We start from the raw sequence: 17,821 nt of genomic DNA on the forward strand, positions 1-17,821 counted from the left end.
ATCAGGCCAAGAAGCTCAAGATAGTCGTGATCACCGTACGCTGATTGACATCGGACATGTTGTAGAACAGCGGCAGGCGCACCAGACGCTCACTTTCCTTGCTGGTAAAACGGTCTTCACCGGCAAAACGGCCAAACTTCTCACCCGCCGGGCAGGCGTGCAGTGGGATGTAATGGAATACCGTCATGATCTCGGCTTCCTTCAGGTAATCGATAAACGCCGTGCGATCCTGAACGTCCTTGAGTTTGACGTAGAACATATGAGCATTGTGTACACAACCCTCAGGGATCACCGGTAAATCGATACGGCCCGCATCCGCCAGCGGCTTGAACGCATCGTAATAGTTCTGCCACAGTTTCAGACGACGCTGATTAATCTCTTCTGCGGCTTCCAATTGCGCCCACAGATAAGCCGCCTGTAGGTCAGACATCAGATAGCTGGAGCCAATATCGCGCCAGGTGTATTTATCAACCTGACCGCGGAAGAACTGGCTGCGGTTGGTGCCCTTCTCGCGAATCACTTCCGCACGGTCGATCAGCGTAGGATCGTTAATCAGCGTTGCGCCGCCCTCACCGCCAGCGGTGTAGTTTTTGGTTTCATGGAAACTGAAGCAACCGATGTGGCCGATAGTCCCCAACGCTTTGCCTTTGTAAGTCGACATAACGCCCTGCGCGGCATCTTCAACCACGAACAGGTTGTGTTTCTTTGCCAGCGCCATGATGGTGTCCATCTCGCAGGCCACGCCGGCATAGTGCACTGGCACGATAGCGCGGGTTTTCTCGGTAATCGCGGCTTCGATTTTGGTTTCATCGATATTCATGGTGTCTGGACGCACGTCAACAAACACCACCACCGCGCCACGCAGCACAAAGGCGTTCGCAGTAGAAACGAAGGTGAAGCTCGGCATGATCACTTCATCACCCGGCTGGATATCCAGCAGGATGGCGGCCATTTCCAGTGAAGCGGTGCAAGAAGGCGTCAGCAGCACTTTCGGGCTGCCGAAATGCTGCTCCATCCATTGCTGGCAGCGGCGCGTAAAGCCGCCGTCACCACAGAGTTTACCGCTGCTCATTGCAGCCTGCATATAATCGAGCTCGGTGCCAACAACCGGTGGTGCGTTAAATGGAATCATGTAAACCTCTGTAGAACCAATACGCGGTGCTTTCTATGATGGCACCGTGCCGTTGATAGAGCCGTAACGCGGCAATATTACTCATCTGGGTCGCAACCCACAGGCGTTGCAGCTCGCGCTGCTGACACCAGGCGATCGCGGCAGCCATCAGCCGTGAACCGGCACCCTTTCCTTGCGCACCTGGGAAAATGGCCAGCAGACCAATTCGGGCTTCTTGCTGGCCGATATCACGCAGGCTGACAAAACCTTCTGGCTGCCCATCGCTTCCCAGCACTAATAAACACTGATGATCGAAGGTCCCCAGTACCGCTTTTTCAATCCAGGTGGCGTAAAATCGCCCGCTGTCCTGCTGCCCATACCAAGGAGCGCGAAAACGACTGGCGGCAAATACGCTGGCCGCTGCCGCCCGCAATACCGGGATATCCTCAGGAACAGCCGTGCGCACCGCCGATAATGAAGCATTTTCCGTGCCAACCACCAGTGCTAAATCAACTTCGCCTTCTACCAGCCGAAAACCATGCTCAGTCAATGCATCTGCTAAATCAAGGCGTTGTGCCGGTATTTTGGCCTGCACCAGCGCAAAAGCATCTAATTCCGCATCACTGAGCCGTGGTGCGGCATCGTCAAAATGCAGCTTGGCGCTGGAAATATGGAAAAATTCGCTTTCCCAGCCCAAAGGCTCAATATTGGCGCGGGCGGACATGCAATAAATCCAGTAAATATTTGCCGTAGCCAGTTTTAGCCAGCGCCAGAGCGGCACGTCTTACGCCTTCATCGTCCAGCCAACCGTTACGCCAGGCGATTTCTTCCAAACAGGCAATCTTGAACCCTTGGCGTTTTTCCACCGTCTGCACAAAGGTACTGGCCTCAATCAGGCTGTCGTGAGTACCGGTATCAAGCCAGGCAAAGCCACGGCCCAGCAACTCAACGCTCAATTCGCCGCGTTCCAGATACATCTGGTTGATACTGGTGATTTCCAGCTCACCACGTGGCGATGGTTTCACCTGCTTGGCAAAATCCACTACCTGGTTGTCGTAAAAATAGAGCCCCGTAACCGCCCAATTGGACTTCGGCTTGGCTGGCTTTTCTTCGATCGACAACGCACGGAAGTTATCGTCGAACTCCACAACGCCGAAACGCTCTGGATCCATTACCTGATAACCGAATACTGTCGCGCCCTGCAAGCCCGCTACCACATTTTTCAGTTTCGGGCTAAAGCTCTGACCGAAATAGATATTATCGCCCAGCACCAGGCAGGTCGGCTCACCGGCAATAAATTCTTCACCGATCAGAAATGCCTGCGCCAGGCCGTCTGGACTCGGCTGTTCCGCATAGCTGAGGTTGATCCCAAACTCTTCACCGCTGCCGAGCAAACGGCGGAACGATGGCAGATCTTCCGGCGTAGAGATAATCAAAACGTCGCGGATCCCGGCCAACATCAGCACCGAGAGCGGGTAGTAGATCATCGGCTTATCATAGATAGGGAGCAGTTGCTTAGAAACACCACGAGTAATCGGGTGCAAACGCGTCCCTGAACCACCGGCAAGAATAATGCCTTTCATAATAACTCCTGAACTTACAGTAACAACGCGGCGCCTATTCAACACCGCGCGTTCATCTAGAGGGTATTAACTTAACCCTAAACGTTCACCCGCATAGGAACCATCTTGGACACGGCGCCACCAGGTTTCATTGTTCAGGTACCAGGAAACTGTTTTGCGGATGCCGCTTTCAAAGGTTTCCTGCGGGAGCCAACCCAGTTCACGCTCGATTTTCCCCGCATCGATGGCATAACGCATATCGTGGCCGGGACGATCTTTAACATAGGTGATCAGGTCGCGGTAGTTCGCTACACCTTGCGGCTTGTTCGGTGCCAGTTCTTCCAGCAGTTCGCAAATGGTATGCACTACTTCAATATTCTTGCGCTCGTTGTGCCCACCGATGTTATAGGTTTCGCCCACCACACCTTCGGTCACCACCTGATACAACGCGCGTGCATGATCTTCCACATACAGCCAGTCACGCACCTGTGCGCCATTGCCGTAAACCGGTAACGGTTTGCCAGAAATCGCGTTCAGGATCACCAATGGGATCAGTTTCTCTGGGAAGTGATAAGGGCCGTAATTGTTAGAGCAGTTGGTCACCACGGTTGGGAACCCGTAGGTGCGCAACCAGGCACGCACCAGATGATCGCTCGATGCCTTGGAGGCTGAATACGGGCTGCTGGGTGCGTAAGGCGTAGTTTCGGTAAACAGGTCGTCAGTACCGTGCAGATCGCCGTACACTTCATCGGTAGAGATATGGTGGAAGCGGAAGCCCTGCTTTTTATCTTCTGCCAGTGCCTGCCAGTAATGGCGAGCCGCTTCCAGCATGGTATAGGTTCCCACCACGTTGGTTTCAATAAACGCCGCCGGACCGTCAATGGAGCGATCAACGTGGCTTTCTGCCGCCAGATGCATCACAAAATCAGGCTGATACTGGGCAAATACCCGATCCAGCGCGGCGCGATCGCAGATGTCGACCTGTTCGAAAGCATAACGCGCGTTATCAGCCACCCCAGCCAACGACTCCAGATTGCCCGCATAGGTCAGCTTATCCACCACTACCACGCTATCGGCAGTGCTGCTGATGATGTGCCGCACCACGGCAGAACCGATAAAACCGGCACCGCCGGTGACTAAAATACGTTTCAACGCCAGACCCCTTTGGTGTCAACAATCCAGGATTGCTTAATCTCTTCCGGCTTAATCGCCTTGAACTCTTTGTGATCGACCAGCATCACGATCACGTCAGCCTGTTGCAGCGCACTGGCAACATCTTTCAACGTCACGTGGCCAGCCAAGGACTTCGGTAATTGCTCAACGTTCGGTTCCACTGCCAGAGTTTCACCTACGTGCCAATCCGCAATCAGGTGTGCCACTTCCACCGCCGGGCTTTCACGCAGATCGTCAATATTGGGCTTGAACGCTAGGCCAAAACAGGCAATTTTCACCTCGGAAGCACGCTTGTTGGTTGCTGCGAGACAGTCGGCCACTGCCGCTTTAACGCGTTCAACCACCCATAGCGGTTTGCCATCGTTAACCAGACGCGCGGTGTGGATCAGGCGTGCCTGCTGCGGGTTTTGCGCCACAATGAACCATGGGTCAACGGCGATACAGTGCCCACCGACGCCAGGGCCCGGCTGCAAGATATTGACGCGCGGATGGCGATTAGCCAGGCGGATCAGTTCCCACACATTGATTCCTTGATCGGCACAAATCAGCGACAGCTCGTTAGCAAACGCGATGTTGACATCACGGAAGCTGTTTTCCGTCAATTTGCACATCTCGGCGGTGCGCGAGTTGGTGATAACGCATTCACCTTCAAGGAAAATCTTATACAGTGCGCTGGCGCGCGCGGAACATTTAGGTGTCATACCACCGATAACACGGTCGTTCTGGATCAGTTCAACCATCACCTGGCCCGGTAATACACGCTCAGGGCAATAGGCGATATTAACGTCAGCCTGCTCACCAGCATCCTGTGGGAAGCTGAGATCGCTGCGCGCTTCGGCCAACCACTGCGCCATTTGTTCAGTCGCACCCACCGGTGAGGTAGACTCCAGAATCACCAGATCGCCTTTTTTCAGTACCGGTGCCAATGACTTGGCCGCCGCTTCAACATAGGCCAGATCGGGCTCGTGATCCCCTTTGAACGGAGTGGGTACCGCAATCAGGAAAGCGTCTGCCGCCAGCGGTTTGGTCACCGCCTGCAGGAATCCCCCGTCAACCGCTTCCTTCACTACTCGGTCCAGATCGGGTTCCACAATATGAATCGCACCACGATTGATGGTGTCCACCGCATGCTGATTAACATCTACACCAACCACTTTTTTCTTGCGGGAAGCAAACGCCGCCGCCGTTGGCAGACCGATGTAACCCAGGCCAATAACTGAAATAGTGTTAAAACTCATAGTGTCACCTGATGATTCTTTAAAGCTTCGAGGATACGCTGGCAGGCATGCCCGTCACCGTAGGGGTTATGCGCCCGGCTCATGGCGTGATATTCATTTTCATCCGTCAACAACCGGGTCACTTCATCGACAATTCTTGTTACATCCGTCCCCACCAAACGTACCGTTCCGGCATCGACGGCTTCCGGCCGCTCGGTGGTATCACGCATCACTAACACCGGTTTACCCAGCGACGGTGCCTCTTCCTGAATGCCGCCAGAGTCGGTCAGAATCATATAAGAGTGGGTCATCAGATAAACAAAGGGCAGGTAATCCTGCGGATCGATCAGCACAATGTTGTCGATGCCTTTCAGGATCCGGTTGACCGGCTCGCTGACATTAGGATTAAGGTGTACAGGGTAAACCACCTGAACTTCTGGATGCTGGCGGGCAATTTCTGCCAGAGCGCTGCATATGCGCTCGAATCCACCGCCGAAACTTTCGCGACGGTGGCCAGTCACCAGGATCAACTTCTTGTTGGCATCCAGGAAGGGATAACGCTGATCAAGACTATTACGTAATACTTCGTCACCCAGGACACGATCGCGAACCCATAGCAACGCATCAATCACCGTATTGCCCGTGACAAAAATATGGTCATCACGCAGCGATTCCCGCAACAGATTCGAGCGTGAATTTTCGGTCGGCGCAAAATGGTACATCGCCAGATGACCAGTCAGCTTACGATTTGCCTCTTCAGGCCATGGAGAATAAAGATCACCGGTACGCAGACCGGCTTCCACATGCCCAACAGGAATACGCTGATAAAACGCTGCCAGGCTGGTCGCCATGGTGGTAGTGGTATCACCGTGAACCAGCACCACATCGGGTTTGAAATCTTCCAGAACACCTTTCAACCCTTCCAGAATGCGGCAGGTGATTTCACTCAGCCCCTGACCAGGTTTCATGATATTCAGATCGTAGTCCGGTACTATTTCAAACAGACGCAATACCTGATCCAACATCTCACGATGCTGTGCCGTAACGCAGACTCTTGATTCAAAGGCTGCATCCTGAGCCAGAGCATGTACCAAGGGAGCCATTTTGATGGCTTCCGGCCTGGTGCCAAAAACAGTCAACACTTTCACAGCGAATCTCTTTTGGTCGGTGAACCGCAGGCGAACCTGCAAACTGGGCGCTAAAGCACCCATCAGCGAAATAATGGTCTTTTTTAATTACGTGGCCGACGCGCCAAAGCAACGCCAGCGCCAACCAGGGCACCAATTGCACCCCACATAATCAGCCAAAATACGCGGCGCGGGCTATCACGTTTTACCGGTTCTTCCGGCGTGCGCAGATAGCGATAGGTCTGGAACTTGGCATCCAGCGTCGGGCCAACGTTCAACGTTGCCAGCATGGCGCGGTTCTGATCGTAATCCAGATCGTACGTTGGACCAGAAGCCTGTAGCCCTTCCAGACGAGCCTGAAGCATCGGCTTGCCCAACAGGAACAAATCGGAGTCCGGTAATTGTTCTGCGGGTGTATCGGTCTGGCTGCGGCTAATTCCCTGCTGCTCAGCAATTTTCAATGCCTGCTGAACGGTTTTTAGCTCACGCTGGTAAACCGCATCTGCGACCGCTTCCTGACGTTTGACCTGCGCTTTCATCGACGTGGTACGCGCCGCCCATGCACCCTGAATTTCTTCATTCAGATGCTGTGCGGCCCGATGGCTGGCGAACGCAACATACTGACGCAGCAAGCGGTTGGAATCCGGTGCCGTTTCTGCCGTCAGCTTCACGCCGTCGTTCAGCACTTTCTTGTCGTCACGTGGGGTAAACAGAATATTGTTAATCAGATCGTCGAGCAATGCCGCATCAGCCCGCGCATCCCCTTCCTGTCGCTGTTTGTAGTAGTCACTTTGCAGCCAGAAATCACGGCGCGTGTCATAGGCCGCCAACTGCATGATGAATTCATTATAGGCTTCATCGGCAATCCCTGGCCTATCGCCCGCCACTGCTGGCACGGTGCGCATATCGAGGTTACGCAGGAACTGCTGTTGCGAATAATATCCCCCCAACGCGTTAACCGTTGGCTTGTCGGTGATCGCCGTCGCGCTCCATTCCTGTTTGACCAGATAGGAGACGATCAGTGCGATAACGGCAAACAGCACCGCAAAACCGATAATCCACTTTTTACCGCGCCACAGCGCACAGCATAGACCGCGGATATCGAGTTCATTATCGACCACCGGGGTATTTTTTTCAGACGTTGTTTCTGGAGTCATCTCTGCCCAAAAGCCTCAGGTTAAGGTATTTGCTTATTGTTCGTTGCATGTCGAATACGGCGTTTCATTCGTTTGATATAACGCGCGACACGCCATGCACGTTTGATGCAATAGCCATAGAAGAAAAAAGCAAGCAAGAACAGTGCCAACATTGCCCATTCAGGGATGAAGGTCAGACGTTCGCCAAGCACGCCAATCGCCGCCAGAATCGCAGCAGCCAGCGTAATCAGCACAAACGCCTGACGTGGCGTAAAACCTGCTCGCATAATCAGATGATGGATGTGCTGGCGATCGGGAGAGAACGGACTCATGCCCTTACGCAGACGACGATACATGATCGCTATCATATCCATCAACGGAATAGCGATAATCCACAGCGCAGTAACCGGTTTGATGGGATGACTCGGCCCTTGGGAGCTTTGCAACAATATCCAGATAGCCGTAAAACCAATCAGCGTACTGCCCGCATCCCCCATAAAGACCTTGTACCGTCGGCCCAGTATGCCGAGGTTAAGCAAAATGTAAGGGACGATAGCTGCCAGCATGGCAAAGCACCAGAAAGCGAGCGCAGAGTGGCCGCTCATATATAACAGTGCTCCTAGCGCGCCAAATGACACGCAGGAGAGCCCCCCCAGCAACCCGTCAATACCATCGACCATGTTGAAAGCATTGATCGCCGCCCAGACAGCAAACAGGGTAACCAGATAGCCAAACGGCCCCAACAGCATTTCCCAACCACCGAACACATAGCCAAAGCTGCGCAGGTAGAGGCCAGCAAACACCATCATGGCAATGCCCACCAAGGCCTGAACAGTGGCACGTATTTTAACGCTGATATCAAAACGATCGTCCAAAGCACCGACAAACACTAATACTCCCGCACAAGCGAGATAAAGTTTACCGTGGGCAATCGTTTGGTCAGAAATCAGGAAAGCAAAGCAGAGACCTGCATAAACAGAAATGCCGCCAACAAGCGGGATCAAGCCCTGATGACGTTTGCGATAATTAGGTTTATCAACCAAACCTATCCGTTTTGCTACCTTGCGGGCAACAAATAAAAAAGCCAGAGAGAACAGGAAAACAAAAAGAATTTCAGTACTCATAGTGAGTAAGTTCACAGTTAACAAATCTCTGAAGAAGATGAGGCAGCTTAACATGGGTAAAAAAACGCACCATATGCAAAGCGACCTTTCAGTCATTTCTTATGACAACAGGCATATCCATTCATCCATGCCCAAGTCATTTCTTACTTCAACGTATTAACGTCAAAAACAGGTGTAAATAAGATAAATTCTCAGTAAGCCGTAAGAAACACTTACGTTCTTTTCACTGCCACTTATCGTATCCGCCAAAAGCGAAAAACGCCACGACTAGGCGTGGCGTTCCTCGAATATTTTTTACTGAATTATGAGCGCTTCATCATGTCGAAGAATTCATCATTGGTTTTGGTCATTGCCAACTTATTAATGAGGAATTCCATTGCGTCGATCTCGCCCATTGGGTGAATAATCTTGCGCAGGATCCACATTTTCTGCAGTTCTTCAGATGTGGTGAGCAACTCTTCTTTACGGGTACCGGAGCGGTTGTAATCGATAGCAGGGAACACACGCTTCTCGGCGATTTTACGCGCCAAGTGCAATTCCATGTTACCGGTACCTTTAAACTCTTCGTAAATCACTTCGTCCATCTTCGAACCGGTATCCACCAGCGCGGTAGCGATGATGGTCAGGCTACCGCCTTCCTCAACGTTACGTGCCGCACCGAAGAAACGCTTCGGACGATGCAGGGCGTTGGCATCCACACCACCGGTCAGCACTTTGCCAGAAGCAGGTACCACGGTGTTGTAGGCACGCGCCAGACGGGTGATCGAATCCAGCAGGATGATAACGTCTTTTTTGTGTTCGACCAGGCGTTTGGCCTTTTCGATCACCATTTCTGCAACCTGCACGTGGCGGGAGGCGGGCTCATCGAAGGTAGAAGCGATAACTTCGCCTTTTACCAAACGCTGCATCTCGGTCACTTCTTCCGGACGTTCGTCGATCAGCAACACCATCAGCACGCAGTCTGGATGGTTGTAAGCAATGCTTTGTGCAATATTTTGCAGCAGCATGGTCTTACCGGCCTTCGGCGGTGCCACGATCAGACCACGTTGACCACGGCCAATCGGCGCGGCCAGATCCAGTACGCGAGCCGTCAGATCTTCTGTTGAACCATTACCGCGCTCCATCCGCAGACGGGAATTGGCGTGCAGAGGCGTCAGGTTTTCGAACAGGATCTTGTTACGGGCGTTTTCCGGTTTGTCGTAGTTAACTTCGTTGACTTTCAACAGAGCAAAATAACGCTCGCCTTCTTTTGGCGGACGAATCTTACCGGAAATGGTATCACCTGTGCGGAGGTTGAAGCGGCGAATTTGGCTGGGGGAAACGTAGATATCATCAGGACCGGCGAGGTAGGAACTGTCTCCAGAGCGGAGGAAACCAAATCCATCCTGCAATATCTCCAACACGCCGTCGCCGAAGATATCTTCTCCGCTTTTCGCATGTTGCTTAAGTATTGAGAAGATAATGTCCTGTTTGCGCAGGCGGGCCAGGTTTTCCAGCCCCATATTTTCGCCGAGAGTAATCAGCTCAGAAACCGGCGTATTCTTTAATTCGGTAAGATTCATAGTGGTGGGTTCTTAAACTCGGGGTATGTCTCGAACTAATATCGTGAATGGTATGGCAGCGAGATGCGTGCCTGTTTACTGGACGTTCGATCGCCGAGCCGCTGAGCTGTCACGGTAAGAAATGGCTTACATTGGACGCATGCGTTAACGGTCTAAGATCGAAGGTGCCTTAAAACTGATTTTTGCAAAACCGTTTGATTGTCGAAACACGGGCTGAGTTCATATTCAATGGCGGCGCCGATGGTTCAACACAGAGTAAAGCTTAGATTCAAACTCTTTAGATTTATTACTTAGGGCAAGTTCTATATGCAGTGTGGTTAAACTTAGCACGCTTCTTGGCAGGCGTCTAGCGGTGAATTAAATACCCACATCCAGACGCCCGTCACGGGGCTTCCCGCCCGATTACAGATTCGCGTTCAGGAAATCTTTGAGCTGGCCTTTGGACAATGCGCCCACTTTGGTTGCTGCCACTTCACCGTTCTTGAACAGCAACAGCGTAGGGATACCACGGATACCGTATTTCGGTGCGGTAGCCGGGTTCTGGTCGATGTTCAGCTTGGTGATGGTCAGCTTGCCTTCAAACTCTTCGGCAATCTCATCCAGGATCGGAGCAATCATCTTGCACGGACCACACCATTCAGCCCAGAAATCGACCAGGATTGGCCCTTCGGCTTTCAGCACATCGGTATCGAAGCTGTCGTCAGTCAGGTGAATAATTTTATCGCTCATGTTCTACTCCACAGGATTAGGTCTACCTTGTAGGCGTTGGCGTTGTATTCACCAACCCAAGGTGATTTTATTTCACCGCGTTTATTTCAACGGATGTGCTTTCGTAAAGCAATAGTTAGCTGATATTCTACCATACTATGAGCAAAACACACTTGACCGAACAGAAGTTTTCCGACTTCGCCCTGCACCCGTTAGTCCTTGAAGCCCTTGAGAAAAAAGGGTTTCATCATTGCACGCCCATCCAGGCGTTAGCATTGCCGCTCACGCTCTCTGGGCGTGACGTTGCAGGTCAGGCGCAAACCGGTACCGGAAAGACGCTGGCATTTTTAGCGTCTACTTTTCACTATTTGCTGTCCCACCCGGCGAAAGAAGGTCGCCAGACCAACCAGCCGCGCGCCTTGATCATGGCGCCAACGCGTGAACTGGCCGTACAGATCCATTCCGATGCCGAAGCCCTTTCACAGTCTACCGGTTTGAAACTGGGCCTGGCCTATGGCGGCGACGGCTACGACAAACAGCTTAAAGTGCTGGAAAGCGGTGTGGATATCCTGGTCGGGACGACTGGCCGTTTAATCGATTACGCTAAACAGAACTATATCGATCTGGGTGCAATCCAAGTGGTGGTGCTGGATGAAGCTGACCGTATGTACGATCTGGGCTTTATCAAAGACATCCGCTGGCTGTTCCGCCGCATGCCTGCGGTTGATAAGCGCCTGAATATGCTGTTCTCTGCCACGCTGTCCTATCGCGTTCGCGAACTGGCCTTCGAGCAGATGAACAATGCGGAATATGTAGAAGTTGAACCGGAACAGAAAACCGGCCATCGGATCCAGGAAGAACTCTTCTACCCTTCCAACGAAGAAAAAATGCGTCTGTTGCAGACTCTGATCGAGGAAGAGTGGCCAGATCGCTGCATTATTTTCGCTAACACCAAGCACCGCTGTGAAGACATCTGGGGCCACTTGGCTGCCGATGGTCACCGTGTGGGCCTGCTGACCGGCGATGTCGCACAGAAGAAACGCCTGCGGATTCTGGATGACTTCACCAAGGGCAGCCTGGACATTCTGGTCGCCACCGACGTTGCCGCACGCGGCCTGCATATCCCACTGGTGACCCACGTTTTCAACTACGATCTGCCTGATGACTGTGAAGACTACGTACACCGTATTGGCCGCACCGGCCGCGCGGGCGAAAGCGGTCACTCCATCAGCCTGGCCTGTGAAGAATACGCGTTGAACCTGCCGGCGATCGAGACCTATACCGGCCACAGCATCCCAGTGAGTAAATACAACAGCGATGCGCTACTGACGGATTTGCCGGCGCCAAAACGCCTGGTGCGCCCACGTGGTAGCAACGGCCCGCGCCGTAACTCAGCGCCACGTCGTGGTGGCAGTGCACCGCGTAACAACCGTAGGCGTCCAGGCTGATATTCCTAATGAATTTCAAGTTGCAACCAGGCGGCGAGAATGTGAATCCCCAAGAGCTTACACCGGTAAGTGTTTGGGGTAGGTCTACAGCGTTGCAACTTGCCAGGCTAAGTGAATAATTATGCTCAGTTCCAACACCCTTTACGCCGCCATCGATCTGGGTTCCAACAGCTTCCATATGTTGGTGGTTCGCGAGGTGGCTGGCAGCATTCAGACTTTGGCCCGCATCAAGCGCAAAGTGCGTCTGGCCGCCGGGCTGGATCAGCATAATCACCTGTCGCATGAGGCTATGCAGCGTGGTTGGCAATGCCTGAAGTTATTTTCAGAGCGTTTGCAGGATATTCCATGCGAACAAATCCGCGTAGTGGCTACCGCAACCTTGCGCCTGGCAAACAATGCGGATGAGTTTCTGCAAACCGCCGAAGAGATCCTCGGTTGCCCTGTTCAAGTGATCAGCGGCGAAGAAGAAGCCCGCCTGATTTATCACGGCGTCGCGCACACCACCGGTGGCCCGGACCAACGCCTGGTCGTGGATATCGGCGGAGGCAGCACGGAACTGGTCACTGGTACCGGGGCGCAAGCCGCACAGCTTTACAGTCTGTCGATGGGCTGCGTCACCTGGCTGGAGCGTTTTTTCAGCGATCGCAATCTGGGGCAGGAAAACTTTGACGCGGCCGAGCAGGCTGCGCGCGAAATGGTCCGTCCAATTGCGCCACAACTGCGTCAACACGGTTGGCAGATTTGCGTCGGTGCCTCCGGCACGGTACAAGCACTGCAAGAAATCATGGTGGCTCAGGGGATGGATGAGCGTATTACGCTGCCTAAACTGCGCCAACTGAAACAGCGAGCTATTCAGTGTGGCAAGCTGGAAGAGCTGGAAATCGAAGGCCTGACGCTGGAACGCGCACTGGTATTCCCCAGTGGCTTGTCGATCCTGTTGGCGATTTTTCAGGAATTGAACATCGAATGTATGACACTGGCCGGTGGCGCGCTGCGCGAAGGGTTGGTGTATGGCATGCTGCATTTGCCGGTCGAACAGGATATCCGTAGCCGTACCCTACGTAATCTGCAACGCCGTTATCTGCTGGATATCGAACAGGCTGAACGTGTCAGCCAGCTTGCGGCGAATTTTTCTTTGCAGATCGCCAACGAATGGCAACTGGATGCGCGCTGTCGTGAGCTGCTGCATGCGGCCTGCCTGATCCACGAAATCGGCCTCAGCGTTGACTTCAAGCAGGCACCGCAGCACGCCGCCTATCTGATCCGTAATCTGGATTTACCCGGCTTTACGCCAGCGCAGAAGAAACTGTTAGCCACCCTGCTGCAAAACCAGAGCAATACCATTGATTTACCGCTGCTGAGCCAGCAAAACGCCGTGCTGCCGCGTATGGCGCAGCGTTTGTGCCGTATTCTACGTTTAGCCATTATCTTTGCCAGTCGTCGCCGGGACGATACCCTGCCTGCGGTGCGCCTGCGCGCCAACGATGAAGAGCTGCACGTGATCCTCCCGCCCGGCTGGCTGGAACAGCACCCGCTGCGAGCCGAAACGCTGGAGCAAGAGAGCCATTGGCAGAGCTATGTCCACTGGCCATTGTTCGTGGATGAACAACACTGATGTGATCAGGGGGCGCTGGCAGCGCCCTCTCTTTCTAATTCCCGCCTTTGGCTTTCGCCAGCATCGCTTTCACACTGGCCAGATGGCTCTGCCCTTTCTCCATCCGCTCTTGCGGGCTGATCACCTTGCGCTCCGTCTCCCAGGCGAGATCATCCTGCGGCAATTCCAGCAGGAAACGGCTCGGTTCAGGGCGCACCAGTTCACCGTATTGGCGGCGTTCGCGGCACAGCGTGAAAATCAGCTCTTTTTGGGCGCGCGTGATCCCCACATAGGCCAAACGCCGCTCCTCGTCAACATTATCCTCATCAATACTGCTCTGATGCGGCAATAAACCCTCTTCCATCCCCACCAGGAACACATAGGGGAACTCCAATCCTTTAGAAGCATGCAGCGTCATCAACTGCACCTGATCCGACTCTTCATCGCTTTCACCGCGCTCCATCATATCGCGCAGGGTAAAGCGGGTGACTACCTGCGTCAGCGTCATGGCCTCATCCAGCTCGCTGCCTTCCAGCATCTCGGTCATCCAGCCAAACAGCGTGTTGACGTTCTTCATGCGCATTTCGGCCGCTTTCGGGCTCGGGGAAGTCTCAAACAACCAGCTTTCATAGTCGATACCGTGGATCAGATCGCGCACTGCCGCCACGGGTTCACGCTCCACTAGCTGGGCAATCCCTTCCATCCAGTGTGTGAAACGTTGCAACGACTCCAAACCACGGCCGGTGAGATGCTGGCCCAAGCCGAGATCGAAACTGGCGCGAAACAGGCTCTTGTTGCGCTGATTGGCCCATTCACCTAGCTTCTGCAAAGTGGCGGGGCCGATCTCGCGCCTCGGGGTATTGACGATGCGCAAGAAAGCGCTGTCATCATCCGGGTTGGTCAGCACGCGCAGGTAAGCCAACAAATCCTTGATTTCCGGCCGTGAGAAAAACGAGGTTCCGCCAGAAATTTTGTACGGAATACGGTTCTGCATCAGCATTTTTTCAAACAGCCGCGACTGATGGTTACCGCGATAGAGGATCGCATAATCACCGTAATGGGTTTTTTTCACGAAATGGTGAGCGATCAGTTCACCGACCACCCGTTCAGCCTCATGATCTTCATTGTTGGCGGTAATCACCTTCAGTTCTTCGCCATAACCCAGCTCGGAAAACAGCCGTTTTTCAAACACGTGTGGGTTGTTGGCAATCAGAATATTGGCCGCTTTGAGGATTCGTTCGCTGGAGCGATAGTTCTGTTCCAATTTGATCACCTGCAAGTGGGGGAAATCCTCCTTCAACAGCACCAAATTCTGCGGGCGCGCCCCACGCCAGGAGTAAATCGACTGATCGTCATCACCCACCACCGTAAAACGCGCACGATTGCCGACCAGCAGTTTGACCAGTTCGTATTGGCTGGTGTTGGTGTCCTGATATTCATCCACCAGCAAATAGCGAATACGGTTCTGCCAGCGTTCACGCACCTCTTCATTGCGTTGCAACAGCAACGTTGGCAACAGGATTAAGTCATCAAAATCCAGCACGTTACAGGCTTTCATATGGGCATCGTACAGCCCATAACAGTGAGCAAACAGCTTATCGCGCTCGGAACGTGCTAATCCCATCGCCCGAGGAGGATCTATCAGGTCATTTTTCCAGTTGGAAATGGTAGAAATCAGCTGAGCTACCAGCGTTTTATCGTTTTCTAACCATTTTTCAGTCAGATCTTTCAGCAATGCCAACTGATCCTGATCGTCAAACAGCGAAAAGTTGGACTTCATCCCCAGCGCCACATATTCCCGTTTGATCACTTCCAACCCTAACGTGTGGAAGGTGGAGATCAACAGCCCGCGAGCCTCTTTACGCCCCATGGTTTGCGCCACCCGCTCTTTCATCTCCCGCGCCGCCTTGTTGGTAAAGGTCACGGCAGCGATGTGCCGCGCCTGATAACCACATTGGTGGATCAGATGAGCGATTTTGTTGGTGATCACACGCGTCTTGCCGGAGCCGGCACCGGCCAGCACCAGGCAGGGCCCGGTAACGAATTCAACGGCTTGTTGTTGGCTGGGATTTAATCGCATGGCGCTTTATTGCTCGATTTTATGTCGTGGGGGAAAGGATTGTAGCAGAAAGCGCCAGCGAGACTTAACAGGTATAATGGCGGCAATTTCTGCATGACTGAACGGACAAGATGATGGCAAAAACGGCTTGTGCCCTGCACATACTGGTAGATAACGAAAAGCTGGCCAACGAGTTGCTGGCCAAACTGAAGCGTGGTGTCAGCTTCGATACGCTGGCACGCAAATACTCAAGCTGCCCATCAAAGCGTAACGGTGGCTCACTGGGTGAATTCAACAAAGGCACCATGGTGGCAGCCTTTGATAAAGCGGTATTCAGCATTCCACTGCTGAAACCCTTCGGCCCGGTGAAAACCCAGTTTGGTTATCACATCATCAAGGTGCTTTATCGCAATTAAACTCAGGGGCAGCGTTCTGCCCCCTGTTTTTATGGTGCGCTGGTTCCCGGTGTGGCGGCATCGGCCGGTTTGGCTTCTTCGCTGACCACGGCCGGAGCTGGCGCCATGATACCGTTGTAGATTTCCTGCAACTGTTTCATGTTCATCTCCGGCTCACCTTTCGGCTGTATCAGCACCAGCGTTGCGTCCTGCGACAATTGCAACTTCAGTTCCTGATTCAGCGCTTCCAACGTCAGCGACGAAAGAAACGCCTGGCGCAGTTTCTGGTATTGTTCCGGCGCAATATCCACCACCCCGCTCTGCTGCGAACGCAAGCGCTGGCTCATCAGGATATCGGTATCCGTGCGAGCATAGGTGGCAAACAGCTTGCTCAGTTGATCGTTTTTCTGCGCCAACAGCACATTGAACTCATCTTGTGAGAAGCCGTTTTTGCGTAAATTGGCCAATTCGCGGGCAATAAACGCCAAACCGGTGTTCAGGTTTTCATTTGGCGAGTTCAGATGGATCGCACACTGGGCACGCTGATACTGCACCCGGCAGTCGAAGCCCAACTGAATATTTTTCTGGTCGCTTTTCTGCAGCACCTGCTGGATGTGCCAGAACAAGGCTTCGCGTGCGATATCGCTGCGCCAGTAGCGGCTCAGGCTTTGCGAATCGCGGATCGGATGCCACGGTGAATCCCACATGATCGAAAGCGTATCTTGCTTCACCTGATCGCTCATCAGGCTAACCGGCTGCGGGGGTAATGGCGTCAAGGTCGGCATGGTCGCTGGCGTTTCACGCTTGCCCTTAAACGGCGAAAACGCTTTATTGATCTGCTCACTCAGGCTACGGCTGTCGACTTTCCCCACCACGTATAACGTCATAGCGTCCGGGGTATACCACTGCCCATAAAATTTCTTCAGCTCATCAATATTGATCGGCTGCTTGATCGGTTGGCCGGGATCGTGCGCCAGCAACGTTGAGTCTTTCAGGCGATAACGCCACCAAGAATCTTTAGGGTCGGGCGGGAAGGTGCCGATAGGGTCGGCACTGGAATTCATCACCGCCTGCACCGTGTGCTCATCAATCGCCAACCGGCCGGTAGTATCAGCCAGCCAGTTTAAGGCTTCTTTCAACAGATCGGGGCGGTTATTCGGCAGGCTCAAATTGTACAAAGTGAAATCATAAGAGCTGATGGCAGGCGGCAATGGCCGTTCGCTGTCCACGCTCTGCTGCCACAGCGAACGTAACTGTGGGTCGGTAAAACTCTCGCTGCGCGCGATCGCAATGCGCGGCAACAGATGGGCAAAACCGATCTGCTGGGAAGACTCCATCAGCGATCCGGTATTAACCATCAAACGCAGTTCAACACGATCGCTCGGCCGCTGCGGCGTATCAAGAATCTGCCAGGAAAACCCGTTCTCCAGTTGCCCTTGCTGCCAAGCTGGATCCGGTTGTAGTGCTTCAGCCTGCACGCTGCCGCTGGCCGCAGCCAACAGTAGCCCACCCACTAAAAGATGAATTCTGGTGCCCTGCATGTGAACCCCTACTTAATGACTATCCAATTTTTATATGCAATTACGGATATTCCGTCCAATGGAA

The 17,821-nt window shown here is 53.3% G+C and carries 15 protein-coding genes; 3 read left to right on the top strand and 12 right to left on the bottom strand.

Annotated elements, in window-relative coordinates; all coding sequences use genetic code 11:
• Window position 1 precedes the first annotated feature (1 nt).
• The 10 genes from rffA to trxA all read right to left on the bottom strand — a co-directional run bounded on the left by rffA (window position 2) and on the right by trxA (window position 10,741).
• Window positions 2-1,132, bottom strand: coding sequence for a dTDP-4-amino-4,6-dideoxygalactose transaminase (gene rffA, locus AC2A1E_RS07395; RefSeq protein ID WP_484383213.1), 1,131 nt, complete (start codon window positions 1,130-1,132; stop codon window positions 2-4).
• The gene (rffC, locus tag AC2A1E_RS07400) at window positions 1,119-1,835 is read right to left on the bottom strand and encodes a dTDP-4-amino-4,6-dideoxy-D-galactose acyltransferase (protein ID WP_484383214.1); all 717 of its coding nucleotides are present in this window, start codon (window positions 1,833-1,835) and stop codon (window positions 1,119-1,121) included. Before rffC ends, rffA begins: the two co-directional genes overlap by 14 nt.
• Window positions 1,813-2,694, bottom strand: a complete 882-nt coding sequence (gene rfbA / locus AC2A1E_RS07405) for a glucose-1-phosphate thymidylyltransferase RfbA (RefSeq protein WP_459400822.1) — start codon at window positions 2,692-2,694, stop codon at window positions 1,813-1,815. Before rfbA ends, rffC begins: the two co-directional genes overlap by 23 nt.
• 66 nt (window positions 2,695-2,760) lie before the next feature.
• Window positions 2,761-3,825: a dTDP-glucose 4,6-dehydratase gene (rffG, locus tag AC2A1E_RS07410; RefSeq protein WP_484383215.1), complete on the bottom strand. Its 1,065-nt coding sequence runs from the start codon at window positions 3,823-3,825 to the stop codon at window positions 2,761-2,763.
• Window positions 3,822-5,084, bottom strand: a complete 1,263-nt coding sequence (gene wecC, locus AC2A1E_RS07415; protein WP_484383216.1) for a UDP-N-acetyl-D-mannosamine dehydrogenase — start codon at window positions 5,082-5,084, stop codon at window positions 3,822-3,824. The genes rffG and wecC overlap by 4 nt, the downstream gene beginning before the upstream one ends.
• Entirely contained in the window at window positions 5,081-6,211 is a 1,131-nt protein-coding gene (wecB, locus tag AC2A1E_RS07420) for a non-hydrolyzing UDP-N-acetylglucosamine 2-epimerase (RefSeq protein WP_484383217.1), read from the bottom strand. The genes wecC and wecB overlap by 4 nt, the downstream gene beginning before the upstream one ends.
• Before the next feature lie 83 nt (window positions 6,212-6,294).
• Window positions 6,295-7,347 (bottom strand): ECA polysaccharide chain length modulation protein, encoded by a 1,053-nt coding sequence (gene wzzE, locus AC2A1E_RS07425; RefSeq protein WP_484383218.1) that lies wholly within the window; start codon window positions 7,345-7,347, stop codon window positions 6,295-6,297.
• A gap of 20 nt (window positions 7,348-7,367) precedes the next feature.
• Window positions 7,368-8,465: a UDP-N-acetylglucosamine--undecaprenyl-phosphate N-acetylglucosaminephosphotransferase gene (gene wecA, locus AC2A1E_RS07430; protein ID WP_484383219.1), complete on the bottom strand. Its 1,098-nt coding sequence runs from the start codon at window positions 8,463-8,465 to the stop codon at window positions 7,368-7,370.
• A gap of 287 nt (window positions 8,466-8,752) precedes the next feature.
• The gene (gene rho, locus AC2A1E_RS07435) at window positions 8,753-10,012 is read right to left on the bottom strand and encodes a transcription termination factor Rho (RefSeq protein WP_021181558.1); all 1,260 of its coding nucleotides are present in this window, start codon (window positions 10,010-10,012) and stop codon (window positions 8,753-8,755) included.
• 402 nt (window positions 10,013-10,414) lie between these two features.
• Window positions 10,415-10,741: a thioredoxin TrxA gene (trxA, locus tag AC2A1E_RS07440; RefSeq protein WP_156293301.1), complete on the bottom strand. Its 327-nt coding sequence runs from the start codon at window positions 10,739-10,741 to the stop codon at window positions 10,415-10,417.
• A 137-nt stretch (window positions 10,742-10,878) separates the two neighbouring features.
• Here trxA and rhlB point away from each other — a divergent pair, with 137 nt between their 5' ends.
• A complete protein-coding gene (rhlB, locus tag AC2A1E_RS07445; RefSeq protein WP_459400816.1) occupies window positions 10,879-12,168 on the top strand; it encodes an ATP-dependent RNA helicase RhlB in 1,290 nt (429 codons plus the stop codon).
• A gap of 121 nt (window positions 12,169-12,289) precedes the next feature.
• A complete protein-coding gene (gene ppx, locus AC2A1E_RS07450; RefSeq protein WP_484383220.1) occupies window positions 12,290-13,783 on the top strand; it encodes an exopolyphosphatase in 1,494 nt (497 codons plus the stop codon).
• A gap of 34 nt (window positions 13,784-13,817) precedes the next feature.
• Here the strand turns inward: ppx and rep are convergent, their stop codons facing one another.
• A complete protein-coding gene (gene rep, locus AC2A1E_RS07455) occupies window positions 13,818-15,842 on the bottom strand; it encodes a DNA helicase Rep (RefSeq protein ID WP_484383221.1) in 2,025 nt (674 codons plus the stop codon).
• Between the two features lie 113 nt (window positions 15,843-15,955).
• On the opposite strand from rep, the gene ppiC reads away from it, so the two are divergent.
• Window positions 15,956-16,237: a peptidylprolyl isomerase PpiC gene (ppiC, locus tag AC2A1E_RS07460; protein WP_484383249.1), complete on the top strand. Its 282-nt coding sequence runs from the start codon at window positions 15,956-15,958 to the stop codon at window positions 16,235-16,237.
• 29 nt (window positions 16,238-16,266) lie between these two features.
• Here the strand turns inward: ppiC and AC2A1E_RS07465 are convergent, their stop codons facing one another.
• On the bottom strand, window positions 16,267-17,757 hold the full coding sequence (locus AC2A1E_RS07465) for a M16 family metallopeptidase (RefSeq protein ID WP_484383222.1): 1,491 nt from the start codon (window positions 17,755-17,757) through the stop codon (window positions 16,267-16,269).
• Window positions 17,758-17,821: the final 64 nt, after the last annotated feature.

The organism is Serratia sp. HNCC26DJ206 (genome assembly GCF_057180605.1).